Genomic DNA, 15,151 nt, shown 5'->3' with positions numbered 1-15,151 from the left:
GGGCTTGGCCCCGGTGCACCGGCGCCGGCCATCGCGCCACCCTTCCGGCAGGCAGCCCTTATCCCGGATAATGGCGCCTTCATTTGCGTTGGCGCTGCCATGGCTGCAACCCTGATCGACCCCGCCCTGCTCGTCCCCCTGCTTGGCCCCGCCTTGGGCCGGGTGGATGTGGACAACCTGGAAAGCTGCGACTCCACCAGTTCCGAACTGTCGCGCCGGGCTGCCCGAGGGGCGCCCAGCGGCACCGTGGTGGTCGCCGATCAGCAGACCGCCGGCCGCGGGCGGCGCGGCCGGGGCTGGGTTTCCAGCCCTGAGGACAGCCTGACCTTTTCCCTACTTTGGCGCTTCTCCGGCAATTTCGAGCGCATGGCCGGCCTTTCCCTGGCCGTTGGCGTCGCCGTCGCCCGGGCCTGTGAGGCACAGGGGGCCACGGCGGTCCGCCTGAAGTGGCCCAACGATATCCTGGCGCCCGTTGCCGGAGGGCTCGGCAAGTTGGGTGGCATCCTGGTGGAGCTTTCGGCGGGGCGCCAGGGCATGGAGGCCATCATCGGCATCGGCCTCAACCTGCAGGCGCCGCCGGTGACCGTGCCGGGGGGCTTGGCGCCGGCCGGCCTGGCGCCCTTGCTGACGGGGCCGGCTGATCGTCATGTCCTGCTCGCCACCCTGCTGCGCCATCTGGTGCAGGTGCTGGACGTATTTGAGGCGGCCGGCTTCGCCGCGCTGGCGGAGGAGTGGGGGCGCCGTAACGCCTGGCAGGACCAGCCGGTGCACCTGCTGGAGGATGGCCGGGTGATGGCCAGCGGCCTCTGCCGCGGTGCCGACGATGATGGTGCCCTGCTGCTGGAAGGTCCCCAAGGCCTGGTGCGGCACTACGCCGGTGATCTTTCCCTGAGGCCCCTATGATTCTGCTGCTTGATGCTGGCAACACCCGCCTCAAATGGGGCTTGCGCCAAGGTGGCGCATGGCGTGCCCGGGGCGCTCTGGAACGGGAGCGCATCGGCGACCTGCCCCATGCTCTGCGCCAGGCTTTGCCTGCAGGGCAGGGTCTGCAGCGCATCCTCTTCTGTAACGTGGCCGGCCCGGAAGTGGCGGCGGCCGTCGCCCAGGCCGTGGCGGCTTTGTCCCCCGGGCTGGAGGCATTTGTCTCGACGCCCCAGGCGGCCGGCGTGCGCAATGCTTATGCGCGCCCTGCCCAACTGGGGGCGGACCGTTGGGCAGCCCTGGTGGGCGCCTGGAACCAGGAGCGCCGGCCCTGTCTGGTGGTCAATGCGGGCACCGCACTGACCGTCGACGTGCTGCTGGCCGATCCGGAGAGCCCCGGCGGCGGTCTCTTTGCCGGCGGCTGCATCCTGCCCGGCTTCGATTTGATGCGCGCCGCCCTCAACCGCCATACCGCCCAGCTGCCCCTGGCCAGCGGCGAATGGGTCGAGCTGCCGCGCAACACCGACGACGCCATCGTCAGCGGCTGCCTGCATGCCCAGGCTGGGGCTGTGGAGCGAATCTACCGCCAGTTGCCGCCCGCTTCCCCCTGTCTGCTTTCCGGCGGCGGCGCAGTGCAGCTGGATGCCTGTCTGGACCCGGCCCTGCCGGTGCGCCGGGTCGATTACCTGGTGCTCGAAGGCCTGGCCCGGGTGGCCGACGGCGGGCCGGCCTGAGGGCCTCGCGCTATACTTCGCCATCCCCCGTTCGGGGTGGCTGGCTGAATCGTCAATAAAACACACAAAGGGAGATCATGGAGAACACCCGCATCCTGCTCGAGCAGAACGAGATTCCGACCCACTGGTACAACATCGTCGCCGATCTGAAGAATCCCCCGGCCCCGCCCCTGGGTCCGGACGGCCAGCCGGCGACGCCGGAGCAGATGGGCGTGATCTTCCCCGGCGCCATCCTCGAACAGGAAATGTCGGACCAGCGCTGGATTCCCATTCCCCAGGAAGTGCGCGAAATCTACCGCCTGTGGCGCCCCGCCCCCCTGGTCCGGGCCGTGCGCCTGGAGCAGGCCCTGGGCACCACCGCCAAGATCTACTACAAGTACGAAGGCGTCTCCCCGGCCGGCTCCCACAAGCCCAACTCCGCCGTGCCGCAAGCCTTCTACAACAAGCAGGCCGGCATCAAGCGTCTGACCACCGAAACCGGCGCCGGCCAGTGGGGTTCTTCCATCGCCTTCGCCGGTCAGATGTTCGGCCTGCCGGTGCGGGTGTACATGGTCAAGGTTAGCTACGACCAGAAGCCCTACCGCCGCCTGATGATGCAGACCTGGGGGGCCGAAGTCTTCGCCAGCCCCTCCGAGCTGACCCAGACGGGTCGCGCCGCTCTGGCCGAAAATTCTGATAACCAGGGCTCCCTCGGCTTGGCCATTTCCGAAGCGGTGGAAGAGGCCGCTTCCCGGGCCGACACCAACTACACCCTGGGTTCCGTACTCAACCACGTGCTGCTGCACCAGACCATCGTCGGTCTGGAAGCGAAGAAGCAGTTCGAGAAAATCGGCGAATACCCGGATGTGGTCATCGGGCCCTGCGGTGGCGGCTCCTCCTTCGGCGGCATCGCCTTCCCCTTCCTGGCCGACAAGGCTGCCGGTGACAAGCGGGCCAACAACCTGCGCTGCCTGGCGGTGGAACCCACCTCCTGCCCGACCCTGACCAAGGGCGCCTACGCCTACGACTTCGGCGACGCCTCCGGCTTCACGCCGCTGATGAAGATGTACACCCTGGGCCACGACTTCATGCCCCCCGGCATCCACGCCGGCGGCCTGCGTTATCACGGTGCCTCGCCCCTGGTTTCCCAGGTGGTGCATGAGGGCCTGGTGGAGCCGGTGGCCGTCTCCCAGCTGGCCACCTTCGAGGCTGGCGTGCAGTTCGCCCGGGCCGAGGGCATCATCCCCGCCCCCGAATCCTGCCACGCCATCCGCGCCGCCATCGACGAGGCCCTGAAGGCCAAGGTTACCGGCGAGTCCAAGGTGATCCTCTTCAACCTCACCGGCCACGGCCACTTCGACATGACCTCCTACGAGCGTTTCTTCAGCGGCAAGCTGGAGGACTACGACTACCCGGCCGAGGCGGTGGCCCGTTCCCTGGAACACCTGCCCAAGGTCGGCTGAGCCGGTCTGTTGCGGAGCTGACGACATGCGCGTTCTGGTTTTTCTCCTGGTTCTGGCCAACCTGCTGTTCTTCGCGTTCGCCCGGGGCTACCTGGGCGGTGGCGACAATCCGGACGCGGAGCGGCTGCGCCAGCAACTGCAGCCGGAGCGCATCCATATCGTCAGCAAGGGCGAGCCGGCCCAGGAGGCAAGCGGGACGCCATCCGGCGCCACCCCATCCCCGGAGGCCGCGCCGGACGCGGCTCCTGGTAAGGGGGGGGCGGAGAGCCCCGTCCCTCCTGCCCCGGCGGCCATGCCTGAAAGCAAGCCCGAGGAAAAGAAGGTAGAAGACAGGAAGGCCGAGGAGAAAAAAGCCGAAGAAAAGCGCGCTGAAGAAAAGCGCGCCGAAGAGAAGCGGGCGGAAGAGAAAAAGGCCGAGGAGAAGAAAGCCGCCCAGCAGGCAGCCCAACAGGCGGCCTGCCTGGCCTGGCCTGACCTGCCGGTGGCCGATGCCGACCGCCTGGTGGCCCTGGCCCACAAACGCTATCCCGGCGTCACTCTGAGTCGTAGCACCGTGGCGGCCGAAGGCGGCAACAACTGGGTCTTCATTCCGCCCCTGCCGAGCAAGGCCGATGCGGAGCGCAAGGCCGGCGAACTGAAGAAGCTGGGTGTCACCGAGTTTTTCATCGTCAGCGAAGCCGGGGCCAACCAGTACGCCATTTCCCTGGGCCTCTTTTCCTCCGAGCAGGGGGCCAAGGATCTGCTGGAGGCCCTCAAGGCCAAGGGCGTACGTTCCGCCAAGGTGGGGCTGCGGGGCGGCAAGGTGACCAATGTGCATCTGGAAGCCCGGGGCGACGCGACCCAGATCCAGGGCCTCAAGGATTCCGGCACCGCCATCACCGCCACGCCGGCCGCCTGCGACCCCAAGGCCGCCAATAAGCCCTGATGTCTGGGCAGCGTCCCTACGTCGTCGGGCTCACCGGCGGCATCGGCAGCGGCAAGAGTACCGTGGCCGATCTGTTCGTCGCCCACGGTGCGGCCCTGGTGGATACGGATGCCATCGCCCACGAATTGACCGGCCCCGGCGGCGGCGCCATGGCGGCGATCCGGGCTGCCTTTGGCGATGGCGTCGTGGATGCCCGCGGTGCCCTCGACCGGGCTGCCATGCGGCGCCTGGTCTTTGCCGATGCGGCCGCCCGGCAGCGCCTGGAAGCCATCCTGCACCCCCTCATCCGTGAAGAAAGCGCCCGCCGTTGCGCTGCCGCCGCGGCGCCCTACGTCATCCTGGCGGTGCCCCTGCTGGTGGAATCCGGCACTTACCGGGAGCGGGTGGACCGGGTGCTGGTGGTGGATTGTTCCGAAGCCGCCCAAATCGCCCGGGTGATGGCCCGTAGCGGCCTGGAGGAAGCCCAGGCGCGGGCCATTCTGGCCGCCCAGGCGAGTCGGGCAGAACGCCTGGCGGTGGCCGATGACGTGGTGGATAACGGCGGCGCCCCTACGGCACTTCCCCCGCAAGTGGCGCGTCTGCACCAGGAATATCTGCAGCGGGCCGGGCAGGCGCACCAAAATCATGCACCAAATTGATGCATGTTCTGCAAATTTCAGCCTAAAGGCCTAAGAGTATTGAGGTTTGTTGCTGAATGGTTCAGAATCCACGCACTTTGACGGCAAAATCAGCGCCATAGCCGCATGTACGGCGCCGATCCTCGTAAAACCTGGCGAAATCTGGCGAATCCTCGGCGTGATCACCTACGAATATCCCTTCAACGAGCGTATCCGCACCCTGCTGCGGCTGGAGGATCTGTTCGACAAGGCCGCCCATTTCATGCAGCTCGATGGTCCCCAGGATCACCACGTCGTCCTCCTCACGCTGTTTGAAATCCTGGAAGTTTCCCGGGCCGATCTGAAGACCGACCTGATCCAGGAACTGGAACGCCAGCGCCAGACCCTGCTGGCCTTCCGCAACAATCCCGACATCTCCGAAGAAGCCCTCTCCGGCGCCCTCTATGAAATCGAGCAGGCCGCCGCCGCCCTGCTGGCCATGACCGGCAAGATCGGCCAGTACCTGCGGGAAAACGAGTGGCTGATGAGCATCAAGAGTCGGGCCGCGATTCCCGGCGGCCTCTGCGAATTCGACCTGCCCTCCTATCATTTCTGGCAGCACCACCCGGCCGAGATGCGGCGTGCAGCCCTGATGGGTTGGCTCAAGCCCCTGCTGCCCCTGCGCGACGGCCTGACCATCGTGCTGCGCCTGCTGCGCTCCTCCGGCCGACCCAAGCCCCAGGTGGCCCCGGCCGGCGGCTTTCAGCTGATGCTGGGCGGCAGCAACGCCCAGATGGTGCGGGTCAGCCTGCGGGAGGGCGATCCCGCCATTCCCGAGATCAGCGCCAACAAATACGCCCTCAACATCCGTTTCACCTGCCCCGATGGCGACCTGAAGCCCCGTGCCTGCGAGCGGGAAGTCGCTTTCGACATGACCTTCTGCAATCTCTGATTTTCTCGTCGCTGCAACAGTGATTTTCGGCCTTTTGCCGATCTAGCTGCCGCCGATGTCATTCCGCGACGTTTTCCGGTGACCCATCCCATGAGCGAAGCCCGCAAAGTCCGCTGCCCCCAGTGCGGCGGCGAATCCCTTTGGTCCACCGACAATCCCGAACGCCCCTTCTGCAGCAAGCGCTGCAAGCTGATCGACCTGGGTGCCTGGGCCTCCGAGTCCTACCGGGTGCCGGTGCAGGAAGCGGCAGGGCCCGGGGAAGACGGGGCGTCGCTGGACAGCCCCTTCCCCAAGCCTTGACGGGCTTTCGCAGCCCCGTTCCGGGGGCTGCTCCTGTCGGACTGTAGGGGGCCGATCTTCTCCTGTATTGCCGGCGGCACGGCTGGGGGGCTTACCAGCCCCGCATCAGGGCAACGCCCTGGGCGCCGTGCTGGCGGGCTTCCGCCAGGCTATGCCGCGTCAGGCCGCCCAGGCCATAAACCGGCAGGGCACAGTCGAACACCCATTCCCCAAAATGCTTCCAGCCCAGCACCGGTGCGCCCGGGTGGGTGGGCGTCGGGCTGACCGGCCCGAGCACGGCGAAATCCAGCGCCAGGCGGTCGGCCTGGGCCAGTTCTGCCGGGTCGTGGCAGGAGGCGGCCACCAGGGGGAAGTCCGGTCGCTGCGCCAGGTCCATGAGGCGGCTGGCCGGCAGGTGGATGCCATCGGCACCGATCTCCCGGGCCAGGGCGTCAGCGGCGGCGTCGGCGGCGTTGAGCAGTACCCGGGCACCGTGGGCATGGGCCAGGGCTACCGCCTGGGCGGCGAAGGCGGCCCGTTCGGCCGCCGGCAGGGTTTTGTCCCGCACCTGAACCAGCTTCAAGCCCCCTTGCAGGGCTTGCTCCAGACGCGCCAGTTCGGCCGCAGCGCCCCGGTGCTCGGCCTGGGTCAGGGCATACACCGGCGGCAGGGCCAGGGCCCGCAGGATGGGATCGTTGGCCGGCAGGATGGGGGCCACGCCGGGGTCGGCGCCGATATGGGCCCAGGCGAATCCCGAGTGTTCGATGGGGGCAATCACCCCCTCCCAGGCGGTGACGCGGAAGAACTTGAGGCGCACCGTGGCGTGGGGATAGACAAAGCGGCGGGAGAGCCAGGGCGTGGCCGCGGTGACGGTGATGCCCAGTTCCTCGTGCAGTTCCCGGTCCAGAGCCTGGCGGTGGGTCTCGCCGGGCTCCACCTTGCCGCCGGGGAATTCCCAGTAGCCGGCGTAGACCTTGCCTTCCGGGCGGCAGGCGAGCAGGAATTCCTGGCCGTCGGCCCGCTCGATGACGGCGGCGGAAACTTCGGTGATCTTGATGCCTTCGTTCATCGACGGCCCTTGCCCTGCAAAGTGCCGGCGTAGTCCCGGGCGAATTGCCAGGCCACCCGGCCGCTGCGGGAGCCGCGCTGCAGGGCCCAGTTGAGGGAATCCCGTTCCCAGGCGCTGCGGTCGCTGGCGTCGCAGCCGAAGTGGACCAGCCAGTAGGCGGCGATGTTGAGGTAGTCGTCCTGGCTGAAGGGGTAAAAGGAAATCCACAGGCCGAAACGCTCGGAGAGGGAAATCTTTTCCTCCACCGCTTCGCCAGGATGAATTTCGTCGCCCACCCGGGTGGTTTCCAGGTTTTCGGCGTGGTATTCCGGCATCAGGTGGCGCCGGTTGGAGGTGGCGTAGATCACCACGTTATCCGGCAGATGGGTGACGGAGCCATCCAGCACCGACTTGAGGGCCTTGTAGCCGTCTTCCCCGGATTCAAAGGAGAGATCGTCGCTGAAGACGATGAATTTCTCGGGCCGATTGGCCAACAGATCCACGATGTCCGGCAGGTCAATCAGGTCCGACTTGTCCACCTCGATCAGGCGCAGGCCCTTTTTCGCGTATTCGTTGAGCAGGGCCTTTACCAGGGAGGATTTGCCGCAGCCCCGGGTGCCCGTCAGCAGCACGTTGTTGGATGGCCGGCCGGCGAGGAACTGGCGGGTATTGGCGACGATGCGCTGCTTCTGGTCGTCGATGTCCTGCAGGTCCTTGAGGCGGATAGGGTGGGGCTTGGCCACCGCCTGCAGAAAGCCGCGCCCGTTCTTGCGCCGCCAGCGGAAGGCCGCAGCCTTCCAGTCCGGTGCCGGCAGGGCTTCGGGCAGCAGGGGCTCGAGGCGGGTGAGCAGGGCTTCGGCCTTGTCGAGAAAGCGGACCAGGCGTTCCAGCGGATCGGTCACGGCGGGGGCCGTACGTTGTGTCTTGGAGGGAGCGGACATGGGGCTACCGGTATACTTCGGGAAAAGTCCGGAACATAGCCCAATCATGCCCGTAAGCCAAATGCCCCCGCGCCAGCCTTTCCTCCTCCTGCTTGCCGCCAGTCTGCTCCTGCTGGGAGGCTGCGCCACGCCGTCCCGCCCCCCCGCCACTGCAGCGACTGCCGCCGGGGCTTGCCCGGCCTGTCCCGCTTGCCCGGCGCCGGGCGCGGCGCCGATGTGTCCGCCGACCACGGCATTGCCGCCGCCACCTGCCGCCAAGCCCTTGCAGGCTGCCCGCTGGGAAGACCTGCCGGGCTGGGGCGAGGATGACCTGGGGGCGGCCTGGCCTGCCTTCCTGCAATCCTGCCGCGGCCTAGTGGGCAAAAAGGAATGGGCCCTGTGGCGCCCTGCCTGCGACGAGGCCCAGGGCCTGGCGGCCAGCCCGGGTGGCAAGCCGGACAACGGGACCCTGCGGCGTTTCTTCGAATCCCGCTTCCAGCCCTACCTGCTGACCAACCCGGAAGGCACGACGGAGGGCATGATCACCGGCTACTACGAGCCCCTGCTCAAGGGCAGCCGCAAGCCCACCGGTCCGGGCCGTTACGCCGTCCTGGGGGTGCCGGAGGATCTGCTGACCATCGACCTTTCCGAGCTCTACCCGGATCTGAAGAACTACCGCCTGCGAGGCCGCCTGGTGGGCAACAAGGTGGTGCCCTACTGGTCCCGGGCGGAACTGATGGCCAAGGAAGATCGGGAGGGGCGAGATGGACTCAAGGCCCGTACCCTGCTGTGGGTGGAGGATCCCATCGAATTGTTCTTCCTGCAGATCCAGGGCTCGGGGCGGGTCAAGCTGCCCGACGGCGGTATCGTTCGCCTGGGGTATGCGGACCAGAACGGCCACCCCTATCAGTCCATCGGCCGGGTGCTGATCGAACGGGGCGACCTGAAGCCGGAGCAGGCGTCCATGCAGGGCATCCAGGCCTGGGCTCGGGCCAATCCGGCGAAGGTCAATGAACTCCTCAATGCCAACCCCAGCTACGTCTTTTTCCGGGAGCTGGACCTGCCGGCCACGGAAGGCCCCATCGGCGCCCTGGGCGTGCCCCTGACGCCGGAGCGCAGCATCGCCGTGGATCCGCGCAGTACGCCTCTGGGGGCGCCGGTGTTCCTTTCCGCCACCCAGCCCAACAGCAACAAGCTTCTGCGCCGGTTGGTGCTGGCCCAGGACACGGGCGGTGCCATCAAGGGGGTGGTGCGGGCCGACTACTTCTGGGGCTATGGTGCCGAGGCAGGTGCCCTGGCCGGGCGCATGAAGCAGTCCGGCCAGATGTGGGTGCTGCTGCCCCCCGGCCTGGGGCCGCGCTGAGCGGCACCACAGCGGTGCAAATTGCACCAGGATGCTGCATGTAAGGGGTTTGACGCACATAATCGGTGCGTGCACCCACAGGGCAATGGCGTAAGCAATTGATTTACGGTGTTTCATGGGCTGGAACGACGTTTGCTTTTCGTGGTGCAAACTCTTATTGGAGGCACCATGGAAGCGTACAAGTCCGCCTCGGACACCCTTTTCATCCTGCTGGGCGCCATCATGGTGCTCGCCATGCACGCCGGCTTTGCCTTTCTCGAACTGGGCACGGTGCGGCGCAAGAACCAGATCAATGCCCTGGTGAAGATCCTGGCGGACTTCGCCGTGTCCACCCTGGCCTATTTTTTCATCGGCTACGGTGTGGCCTACGGCGTGCATTTCTTCCAGGGCGCCCACAGCCTGATGGAGAACAGCGGCCACGAGCTGACCAAGTTCTTCTTCCTGCTCACCTTTGCTGCGGCCATTCCCGCCATCATCTCCGGCGGCATCGCCGAGCGGGCCAAGTTCAATCCCCAACTGGTGGCCACCTTCTGTCTGGTGGGCTTCGTCTATCCCTTCTTCGAAGGCATCGCCTGGAACCACGCCTTCGGTATCCAGGAGTGGCTGCTGGCCACCTTCGGTGCCGAGTTTCACGATTTTGCTGGCTCCGTGGTGGTCCACGCCATGGGCGGCTGGATTGCGCTGCCGGCGGTGATCCTGCTCGGCGCGCGGCGTGGCCGCTACCACAAGGATGGCGGCATCGCCGGCGCCCATCCCCCGTCCTCCATTCCTTTCCTGGCCCTCGGTGCCTGGATTCTCATCGTCGGCTGGTTCGGCTTCAACGTCATGAGCGCCCAGACCCTGGACAAGATTTCCGGCCTGGTGGCGATCAACTCCCTCATGGCCATGGTGGGCGGCACCCTGGCCGCCCTGGTGCTGGGCAAGAACGACCCGGGCTTCGTGCATAACGGCCCCCTGGCCGGTCTGGTGGCAGTCTGTGCCGGCTCCGATCTGATGCACCCCCTTGGTGCGTTGGTCACCGGCGGCGTTGCCGGCGCCCTCTTCGTGGTCATGTTCACCCTCACCCAGAACCGCTGGAAGATCGACGACGTCCTCGGTGTCTGGCCCCTGCACGGCCTGTGCGGCGCCTGGGGCGGTATCGCTGCCGGCATCTTCGGCCTGGAAGCCCTGGGTGGCGCCGGCGGCGTCTCGTTCGTGGCCCAGGTCCTGATGACCCTGCTGGCCATCGTGGTTGCCCTGGTGGGTAGTGGCCTGGTCTATGGCACCCTCAAGGCGGTGCTGGGTATTCGCCTCGATCAGGAGGAGGAATACAACGGCGCTGACCTGACCATCCACAAAATTTCCGCATCCGCGGAGCGGGAGACGCTCTGGTAAGCCAGCGGTTCGTGTTTCCGGACAATAGTTTCTTGAAATGAAATAGAGAATCTTGAAACTAAATAAAAACAAGGAGATAGCTGTTTTGCTGCAAAAATGAACTGATGGTAGTAAATAAAGTCGGCCGGACAACAATGGAAAAGAGGCCCCGCAATTGCGTGGCCTCTTTTTCATTTGGTTGCCATAGCTCAATCGATATCGCCCCGAGTGAAAGGCTTCAATGTGGCTACTATGGTTGCGTTACTTCACTAGCTCCGGCTGCTTTATGTGTGATGAGTGCATTATTGCTTCGATGATGTGGCTACAAAGCCGGAAGGGGTCATGTGGCAGTTATGTCGAGAGATCGTTCGCTTACTGGCACGTATGCCCGATGACCACGATGTGGAATGTTGGGGGCTAGACTGCACTTGGTCAGGCGTATCCGGATTCCCCACTGGACGGCTCAAACGCAACAGCGGCAGGCCAACTTGTCTAGGATATGATGGTTATCGCCAAGTTTGCAGAGGGACTCAAAATGCCGATCGAGCTCTTCAAAAAGGATGTATCCCAAGGAAAACTCATCAGGTCGCTGGAACATCGGGCGTTTCAGTTGATCAACAATCTCCCGCTCGCGGGCCGCTGGCGCCACTAGATAAAGATGTTCCTCCTTTCCCGGAATGGAAAGGGCCATATCGGTGAGGCGCAATATTCCGGAATAGATGGAGGTACTTTTTTCAACCTCAAAGGCGGCGGCAATCTGCGCCTTCCCCTTGTACAGCCAAAGGACATCGATCAGTTCCGCCGTAGCGTGCACCTCCGGAGACAATCCCAAGTCTGGAAGATGCTCTAGGCAGTGGAATCCCAGCGGGCGGCCTTGGTATTGCGCACTACGGTCATTGCGTGCGACCAAGACGTCATATCCCAGGGTACGCCCTAGTTCAGAAAGTTGGTGCTGAACCTTGGTGTGCAGCCGTTCCTCCACAACATCCTGTTCAACCTGTGCGTGCCGTTTGCGGCGACTTTTCTCCAGTTTTTCCTGCGCCGCAGCCAAGGTTTGCTGGCCATTAGAATCGGGGGCCAAGCGTCCTACCCCGATCTCAAACAACATGCCACTGAACGCGCCAAGATCCTTGGAAAGTGTTCCAAGCGTCGAATTGGCTTCGATGATCGTCTCGCGCATTTCCAGGTAGCTGTCCCAAGACCCTAACTTCTTCTTGGCCTGAAAGAGGGCATTGAAACCGTTGAGCATCGCCGTATTAAATGGCGGAAACAGTGTGGGATGAAGAAAGTAGAGGATATTGGCGACCGCTGGCCCCAGGCCCTTGATGCTGCGGCCGGCAAGCTTCAAAACTTCCCTTTCCAGAATCCGGATGTCGGCGGTTTCCAGGCAGGCGAAGAGAAATTCCCCGAACGCCCCCTTATTTTCATCGTTCTCGTAGATATCCGGGATGCGAAGCTTAGGCTTCCAATAGAAGGGATGGGCCGCCCCTTCAAACACCTGCTTTTGCTCAGCAATACAGCTCAGCACAAATTCCAGCGATGATCCTTTGAAGTCGTTGGGGAAACGCTTCTGCTTGATGTCCTCGACAACCGTACCAACACCGCGCCGGATGCTTCGAAACGCTTTGAGGCGATCTTCACTACTAACAAACCAAGTGTTGTAAACAGACTCGGGGTCAGCCTTATAGGCTTGCGCTATGGGCAGGAGAAGTTGCTTCATGACGAAGCATTATGAAAGGGCGGAATTACTTTTGCTAGTACAAAAGGTAATCAGAACGCCTCGTTCCCCTAATTACCTAGGCGTAGTTCCATGCATTTGACAAATTCCTTGGCTCAGCGCATTTTCTTCAATCGTTCTGAAGCTATGGCGATAGGCTAAGACCCGTCATGGAAAGATGGTTACTATCGCCAGCCAGTTCTTCCAGGATGGGGCAATCGGGCCGGTGATTTCCTTGGCAACAACTGACTAGATGCTGGAGCGCCTTTTTCATTGCAAGAAGCTCTTGGAGCTTCTTTTCGAGCTCGTCTAGATGCTCCTTGGCCAGGGCTTTTACCTCGCGGCTGGTACGGTCTCGGTTCTGCCAAAGACTTAGCAAATTTCGAATTTCATCAATGGAGAATCCGAGATCTCGAGAGCGACGAATAAACTGCAGGGTCCGGATGTCAGCTAATCCGTATTGGCGGTAGCCCGCCGCAGTTCTACAGGCCGGTGGCAACAACCCTACACTCTCATAATGACGAATCATCTTGGTCGAGATGCCGGCGGCCTTTGCTACCTCTCCAATATTCATTTTTAGCTCCCTGGCTAGATTCAATCAGGATGTCTGATATCACTGGCGCTACGCCAGCGGCGAAGTAATAGCGCATTCATTACTACGCTAACACTACTGAATGCCATCGCTGCCCCTGCAACAACAGGACTTAGCATTCCGGCAGCTGCGAGGGGAATACCGAGGATGTTGTAAGCAAAAGCCCAAAAAAGACCCTGTTTGATTTTTCCGTAAGTGCGGCGAGAAACATCGAGAGAATCGGCAACCAGGCGGGGGTCTCCTCGCATTAAGGTGATTCCGGCTGCCTGCATCGCCACATCGGTCCCAGTGGACATGCTGAGCCCAACATCAGCGGCGACCAAACTGGGAGCATCGTTCAGTCCATCTCCAACCATTGCCACAACGTATCCACGGTCACGGAGGTCCTGAATGATTGAGGCCTTATCCTCTGGCAACAATCCAGCCCAGACTTCATCAATACCCAGATTCTCGGCAACGGCGTTGGCGCTTCCCTGATTATCCCCAGTCAACATCACTGTTTTGATGCCTAGCTTATGCAAGTTGGCCACCGCTTGGTAAGAAGCACCTTTCACAGCATCACCAAAAGCTAGAAGGCCCAATGTCTCTGTTTCATTTCCGCGGCTACGAAGTAGCCAGGAGATAGTTCGCCCTTGCTTTTCAAGGGCAGCCGCACGTTCCAGTAGTCGAGCGGGGGCTGTTCCAGACTCCAACATTAGTCGGGTGCTACCCAGCATCAGGATTTCCCCACCAACTACTCCTTGCACTCCACGTCCAGGAAGGGCTTTGGCATTCACCGTGTCGGGTACTGCTAGTCGTTGTGATTTGGCCATTTCCAGGACAGCATGGGCCAAGGGGTGGTCACTGGTCTTTTGCAGCGCAGCCGACAACTGAAGGATGTTGTTCTTGTCCATGCCTTCAACAGCCTCGACAGCGACCAGCATTGGCTTTCCCTCCGTCAGTGTTCCCGTCTTATCAAAAGCAACGGCTGTTACCGAGTGGGCAATTTCGAGTGCTTCAGCGTCTTTGATCAGGATGCCATGTCGGGCCGCCACACCGGTACCCGCCATTATTGAGGTAGGGGTGGCAAGGCCAAGGGCGCATGGACAGGCAATTACTAAGACTGTTACCGCGTTGATCAATGCGACCTCCCAGTCTGCCAGGAGTAGCACCCAAACAATAAATGTCAGTATGGCGATGGAAAGGACGACTGGTACGAAGACAGCGCTGATTCGATCAACGATACGCTGAATCGGAGCTTTGGCTGCTTGCGCAGATTCCACCATCCGGATGATGCGGGCTAGAGTGGTTTCTGTACCGATGGCGATGGTTCGCAGAACCATTAATCCTTCACCATTCACCGATCCGCCTGTCACCTGATCACCAGGAGCCTTCGCGATAGGGAGGCTTTCTCCGGTAATCAGAGCTTCATCGACGTGGCTTTGTCCATTGATGACAGTCCCATCCACTGGGATCCGCTCTCCTGGCCGCACCACCACCTTGTCTCCGATTGCAACTTGCTGGACAGGAATAGAGACTTCCTGCCCTTCTATCAGGACGCGAGCCACCGTTGGGCGAAGTGCGTTAAGGGACCTGATAGCGTCGGTAGTTTGTCGCTTGGCTCGTGTTTCCAGCCATTTCCCCAGAAGCACCAAGGTGATGACAGCCGCAGATGCCTCAAAATAAAGATGGGGCATTCTGGTATCTGTATTTCTCCAAAGCAGATACACCGATAAGCCATAGGCAGCAGAAGTTCCCAGGGCCACCAATAGGTCCATATTGCCGGCACGGGCCCGAACTGCCTTCCACCCGGCCCGGTAAAACCGTAAGCCCAGCCAGAGCTGAACGGGGGTTGCCAATGCAAGTTGCCACCAGCCATCCAACATCCATTCCTTCCCCAGGAGCTCAAGCAACATCGGTGCAAGTAGCGGAAGTGTAAGGACGGTACTGACTGCGACCGGCCACCATTCCGGAAAACGTCGCTTCACAGCAGGAACTTCTCCAGCTGTCTCGGGGCTGGCGGCATACCCGGCTTTCCCAATGGCTGCGGCAAGCGTGGCAAACGATACGTCGGGCAACGTGATCACCGTCGCCTTTTCAGAGGCCAAATTTATTGAAGCCTCTTGCACTCCAGGCACCTTTAAAAGGGCTTTCTCCACCCGGGCGACACAGGAGGCACAACTCATCCCGTCGACTAAAAGGGTGTGGTTCGTAGTGCGAATAGTTGAAGTAAAGGCAGACATGGAACTCTCCAGAAGCGTTATAGCGCCTATGCTGAAGATTCCCATGGAGGGAAGGTCAACGGTTCAAACTGAAAAAAACGACTTCAT

General features: G+C 62.6%; 14 protein-coding genes. 9 read left to right on the top strand and 5 right to left on the bottom strand.

All coding sequences use genetic code 11. From position 1 onward, the window contains the following. The first annotated feature begins 99 nt into the window (after positions 1-99). The 7 genes from AZSI13_RS06980 to AZSI13_RS06950 all read left to right on the top strand — a co-directional run bounded on the left by AZSI13_RS06980 (position 100) and on the right by AZSI13_RS06950 (position 5,870). On the top strand, positions 100-903 hold the full coding sequence (locus AZSI13_RS06980) for a biotin--[acetyl-CoA-carboxylase] ligase (protein WP_109040460.1): 804 nt from the start codon (positions 100-102) through the stop codon (positions 901-903). Then, positions 900-1,655, top strand: a complete 756-nt coding sequence (locus tag AZSI13_RS06975; RefSeq protein ID WP_109040459.1) for a type III pantothenate kinase — start codon at positions 900-902, stop codon at positions 1,653-1,655. The genes AZSI13_RS06980 and AZSI13_RS06975 overlap by 4 nt, the downstream gene beginning before the upstream one ends. A gap of 77 nt (positions 1,656-1,732) precedes the next feature. Next, positions 1,733-3,097 carry a TrpB-like pyridoxal phosphate-dependent enzyme gene (locus AZSI13_RS06970; RefSeq protein WP_109040458.1) on the top strand — a complete coding sequence of 455 codons (1,365 nt, stop codon included), beginning with the start codon at positions 1,733-1,735 and terminating at the stop codon, positions 3,095-3,097. Between the two features lie 25 nt (positions 3,098-3,122). After that, complete coding sequence (locus AZSI13_RS06965; protein ID WP_109040457.1) at positions 3,123-4,022, top strand: SPOR domain-containing protein; 900 nt, start codon at positions 3,123-3,125, stop codon at positions 4,020-4,022. After that, positions 4,022-4,660, top strand: a complete 639-nt coding sequence (coaE, locus tag AZSI13_RS06960; protein ID WP_109040456.1) for a dephospho-CoA kinase — start codon at positions 4,022-4,024, stop codon at positions 4,658-4,660. Before AZSI13_RS06965 ends, coaE begins: the two co-directional genes overlap by 1 nt. A 157-nt stretch (positions 4,661-4,817) precedes the next feature. Continuing rightward, positions 4,818-5,570, top strand: a complete 753-nt coding sequence (zapD, locus tag AZSI13_RS06955; RefSeq protein ID WP_109040455.1) for a cell division protein ZapD — start codon at positions 4,818-4,820, stop codon at positions 5,568-5,570. Between the two features lie 90 nt (positions 5,571-5,660). After that, positions 5,661-5,870, top strand: coding sequence for a DNA gyrase inhibitor YacG (locus tag AZSI13_RS06950; protein ID WP_109040454.1), 210 nt, complete (start codon positions 5,661-5,663; stop codon positions 5,868-5,870). Positions 5,871-5,961: 91 nt separating this feature from the next. Here AZSI13_RS06950 and AZSI13_RS06945 read toward each other — a convergent pair whose 3' ends face one another. Continuing rightward, entirely contained in the window at positions 5,962-6,918 is a 957-nt protein-coding gene (locus tag AZSI13_RS06945) for a Nudix family hydrolase (protein ID WP_109040453.1), read from the bottom strand. Further along, the gene (locus AZSI13_RS06940) at positions 6,915-7,838 is read right to left on the bottom strand and encodes an ATP-binding protein (RefSeq protein WP_109040452.1); all 924 of its coding nucleotides are present in this window, start codon (positions 7,836-7,838) and stop codon (positions 6,915-6,917) included. The genes AZSI13_RS06945 and AZSI13_RS06940 overlap by 4 nt, the downstream gene beginning before the upstream one ends. Before the next feature lie 46 nt (positions 7,839-7,884). Here AZSI13_RS06940 and AZSI13_RS06935 point away from each other — a divergent pair, with 46 nt between their 5' ends. Then, on the top strand, positions 7,885-9,180 hold the full coding sequence (locus tag AZSI13_RS06935; RefSeq protein WP_235609703.1) for a murein transglycosylase A: 1,296 nt from the start codon (positions 7,885-7,887) through the stop codon (positions 9,178-9,180). Between the two features lie 168 nt (positions 9,181-9,348). Then, entirely contained in the window at positions 9,349-10,554 is a 1,206-nt protein-coding gene (locus AZSI13_RS06930; RefSeq protein WP_109040450.1) for an ammonium transporter, read from the top strand. Between the two features lie 442 nt (positions 10,555-10,996). Here AZSI13_RS06930 and AZSI13_RS06925 read toward each other — a convergent pair whose 3' ends face one another. The 3 genes from AZSI13_RS06925 to AZSI13_RS06915 form a co-directional block, all read right to left on the bottom strand. Further along, the gene (locus tag AZSI13_RS06925) at positions 10,997-12,253 is read right to left on the bottom strand and encodes a hypothetical protein (protein ID WP_109040449.1); all 1,257 of its coding nucleotides are present in this window, start codon (positions 12,251-12,253) and stop codon (positions 10,997-10,999) included. A 142-nt stretch (positions 12,254-12,395) separates the two neighbouring features. Continuing rightward, a complete protein-coding gene (gene cueR, locus AZSI13_RS06920) occupies positions 12,396-12,824 on the bottom strand; it encodes a Cu(I)-responsive transcriptional regulator (protein WP_109040448.1) in 429 nt (142 codons plus the stop codon). A 20-nt stretch (positions 12,825-12,844) separates the two neighbouring features. Beyond that, positions 12,845-15,064: a cation-translocating P-type ATPase gene (locus AZSI13_RS06915; RefSeq protein WP_109040447.1), complete on the bottom strand. Its 2,220-nt coding sequence runs from the start codon at positions 15,062-15,064 to the stop codon at positions 12,845-12,847. Positions 15,065-15,151: the final 87 nt, after the last annotated feature.

Source organism: Azospira sp. I13 (assembly GCF_003112695.1).
GTDB lineage: Bacteria > Pseudomonadota > Gammaproteobacteria > Burkholderiales > Rhodocyclaceae > Azospira.
The sequence above is the reverse complement of the archived record's forward strand: the minus strand, read 5'-3'. Positions and strand labels throughout refer to the sequence as shown.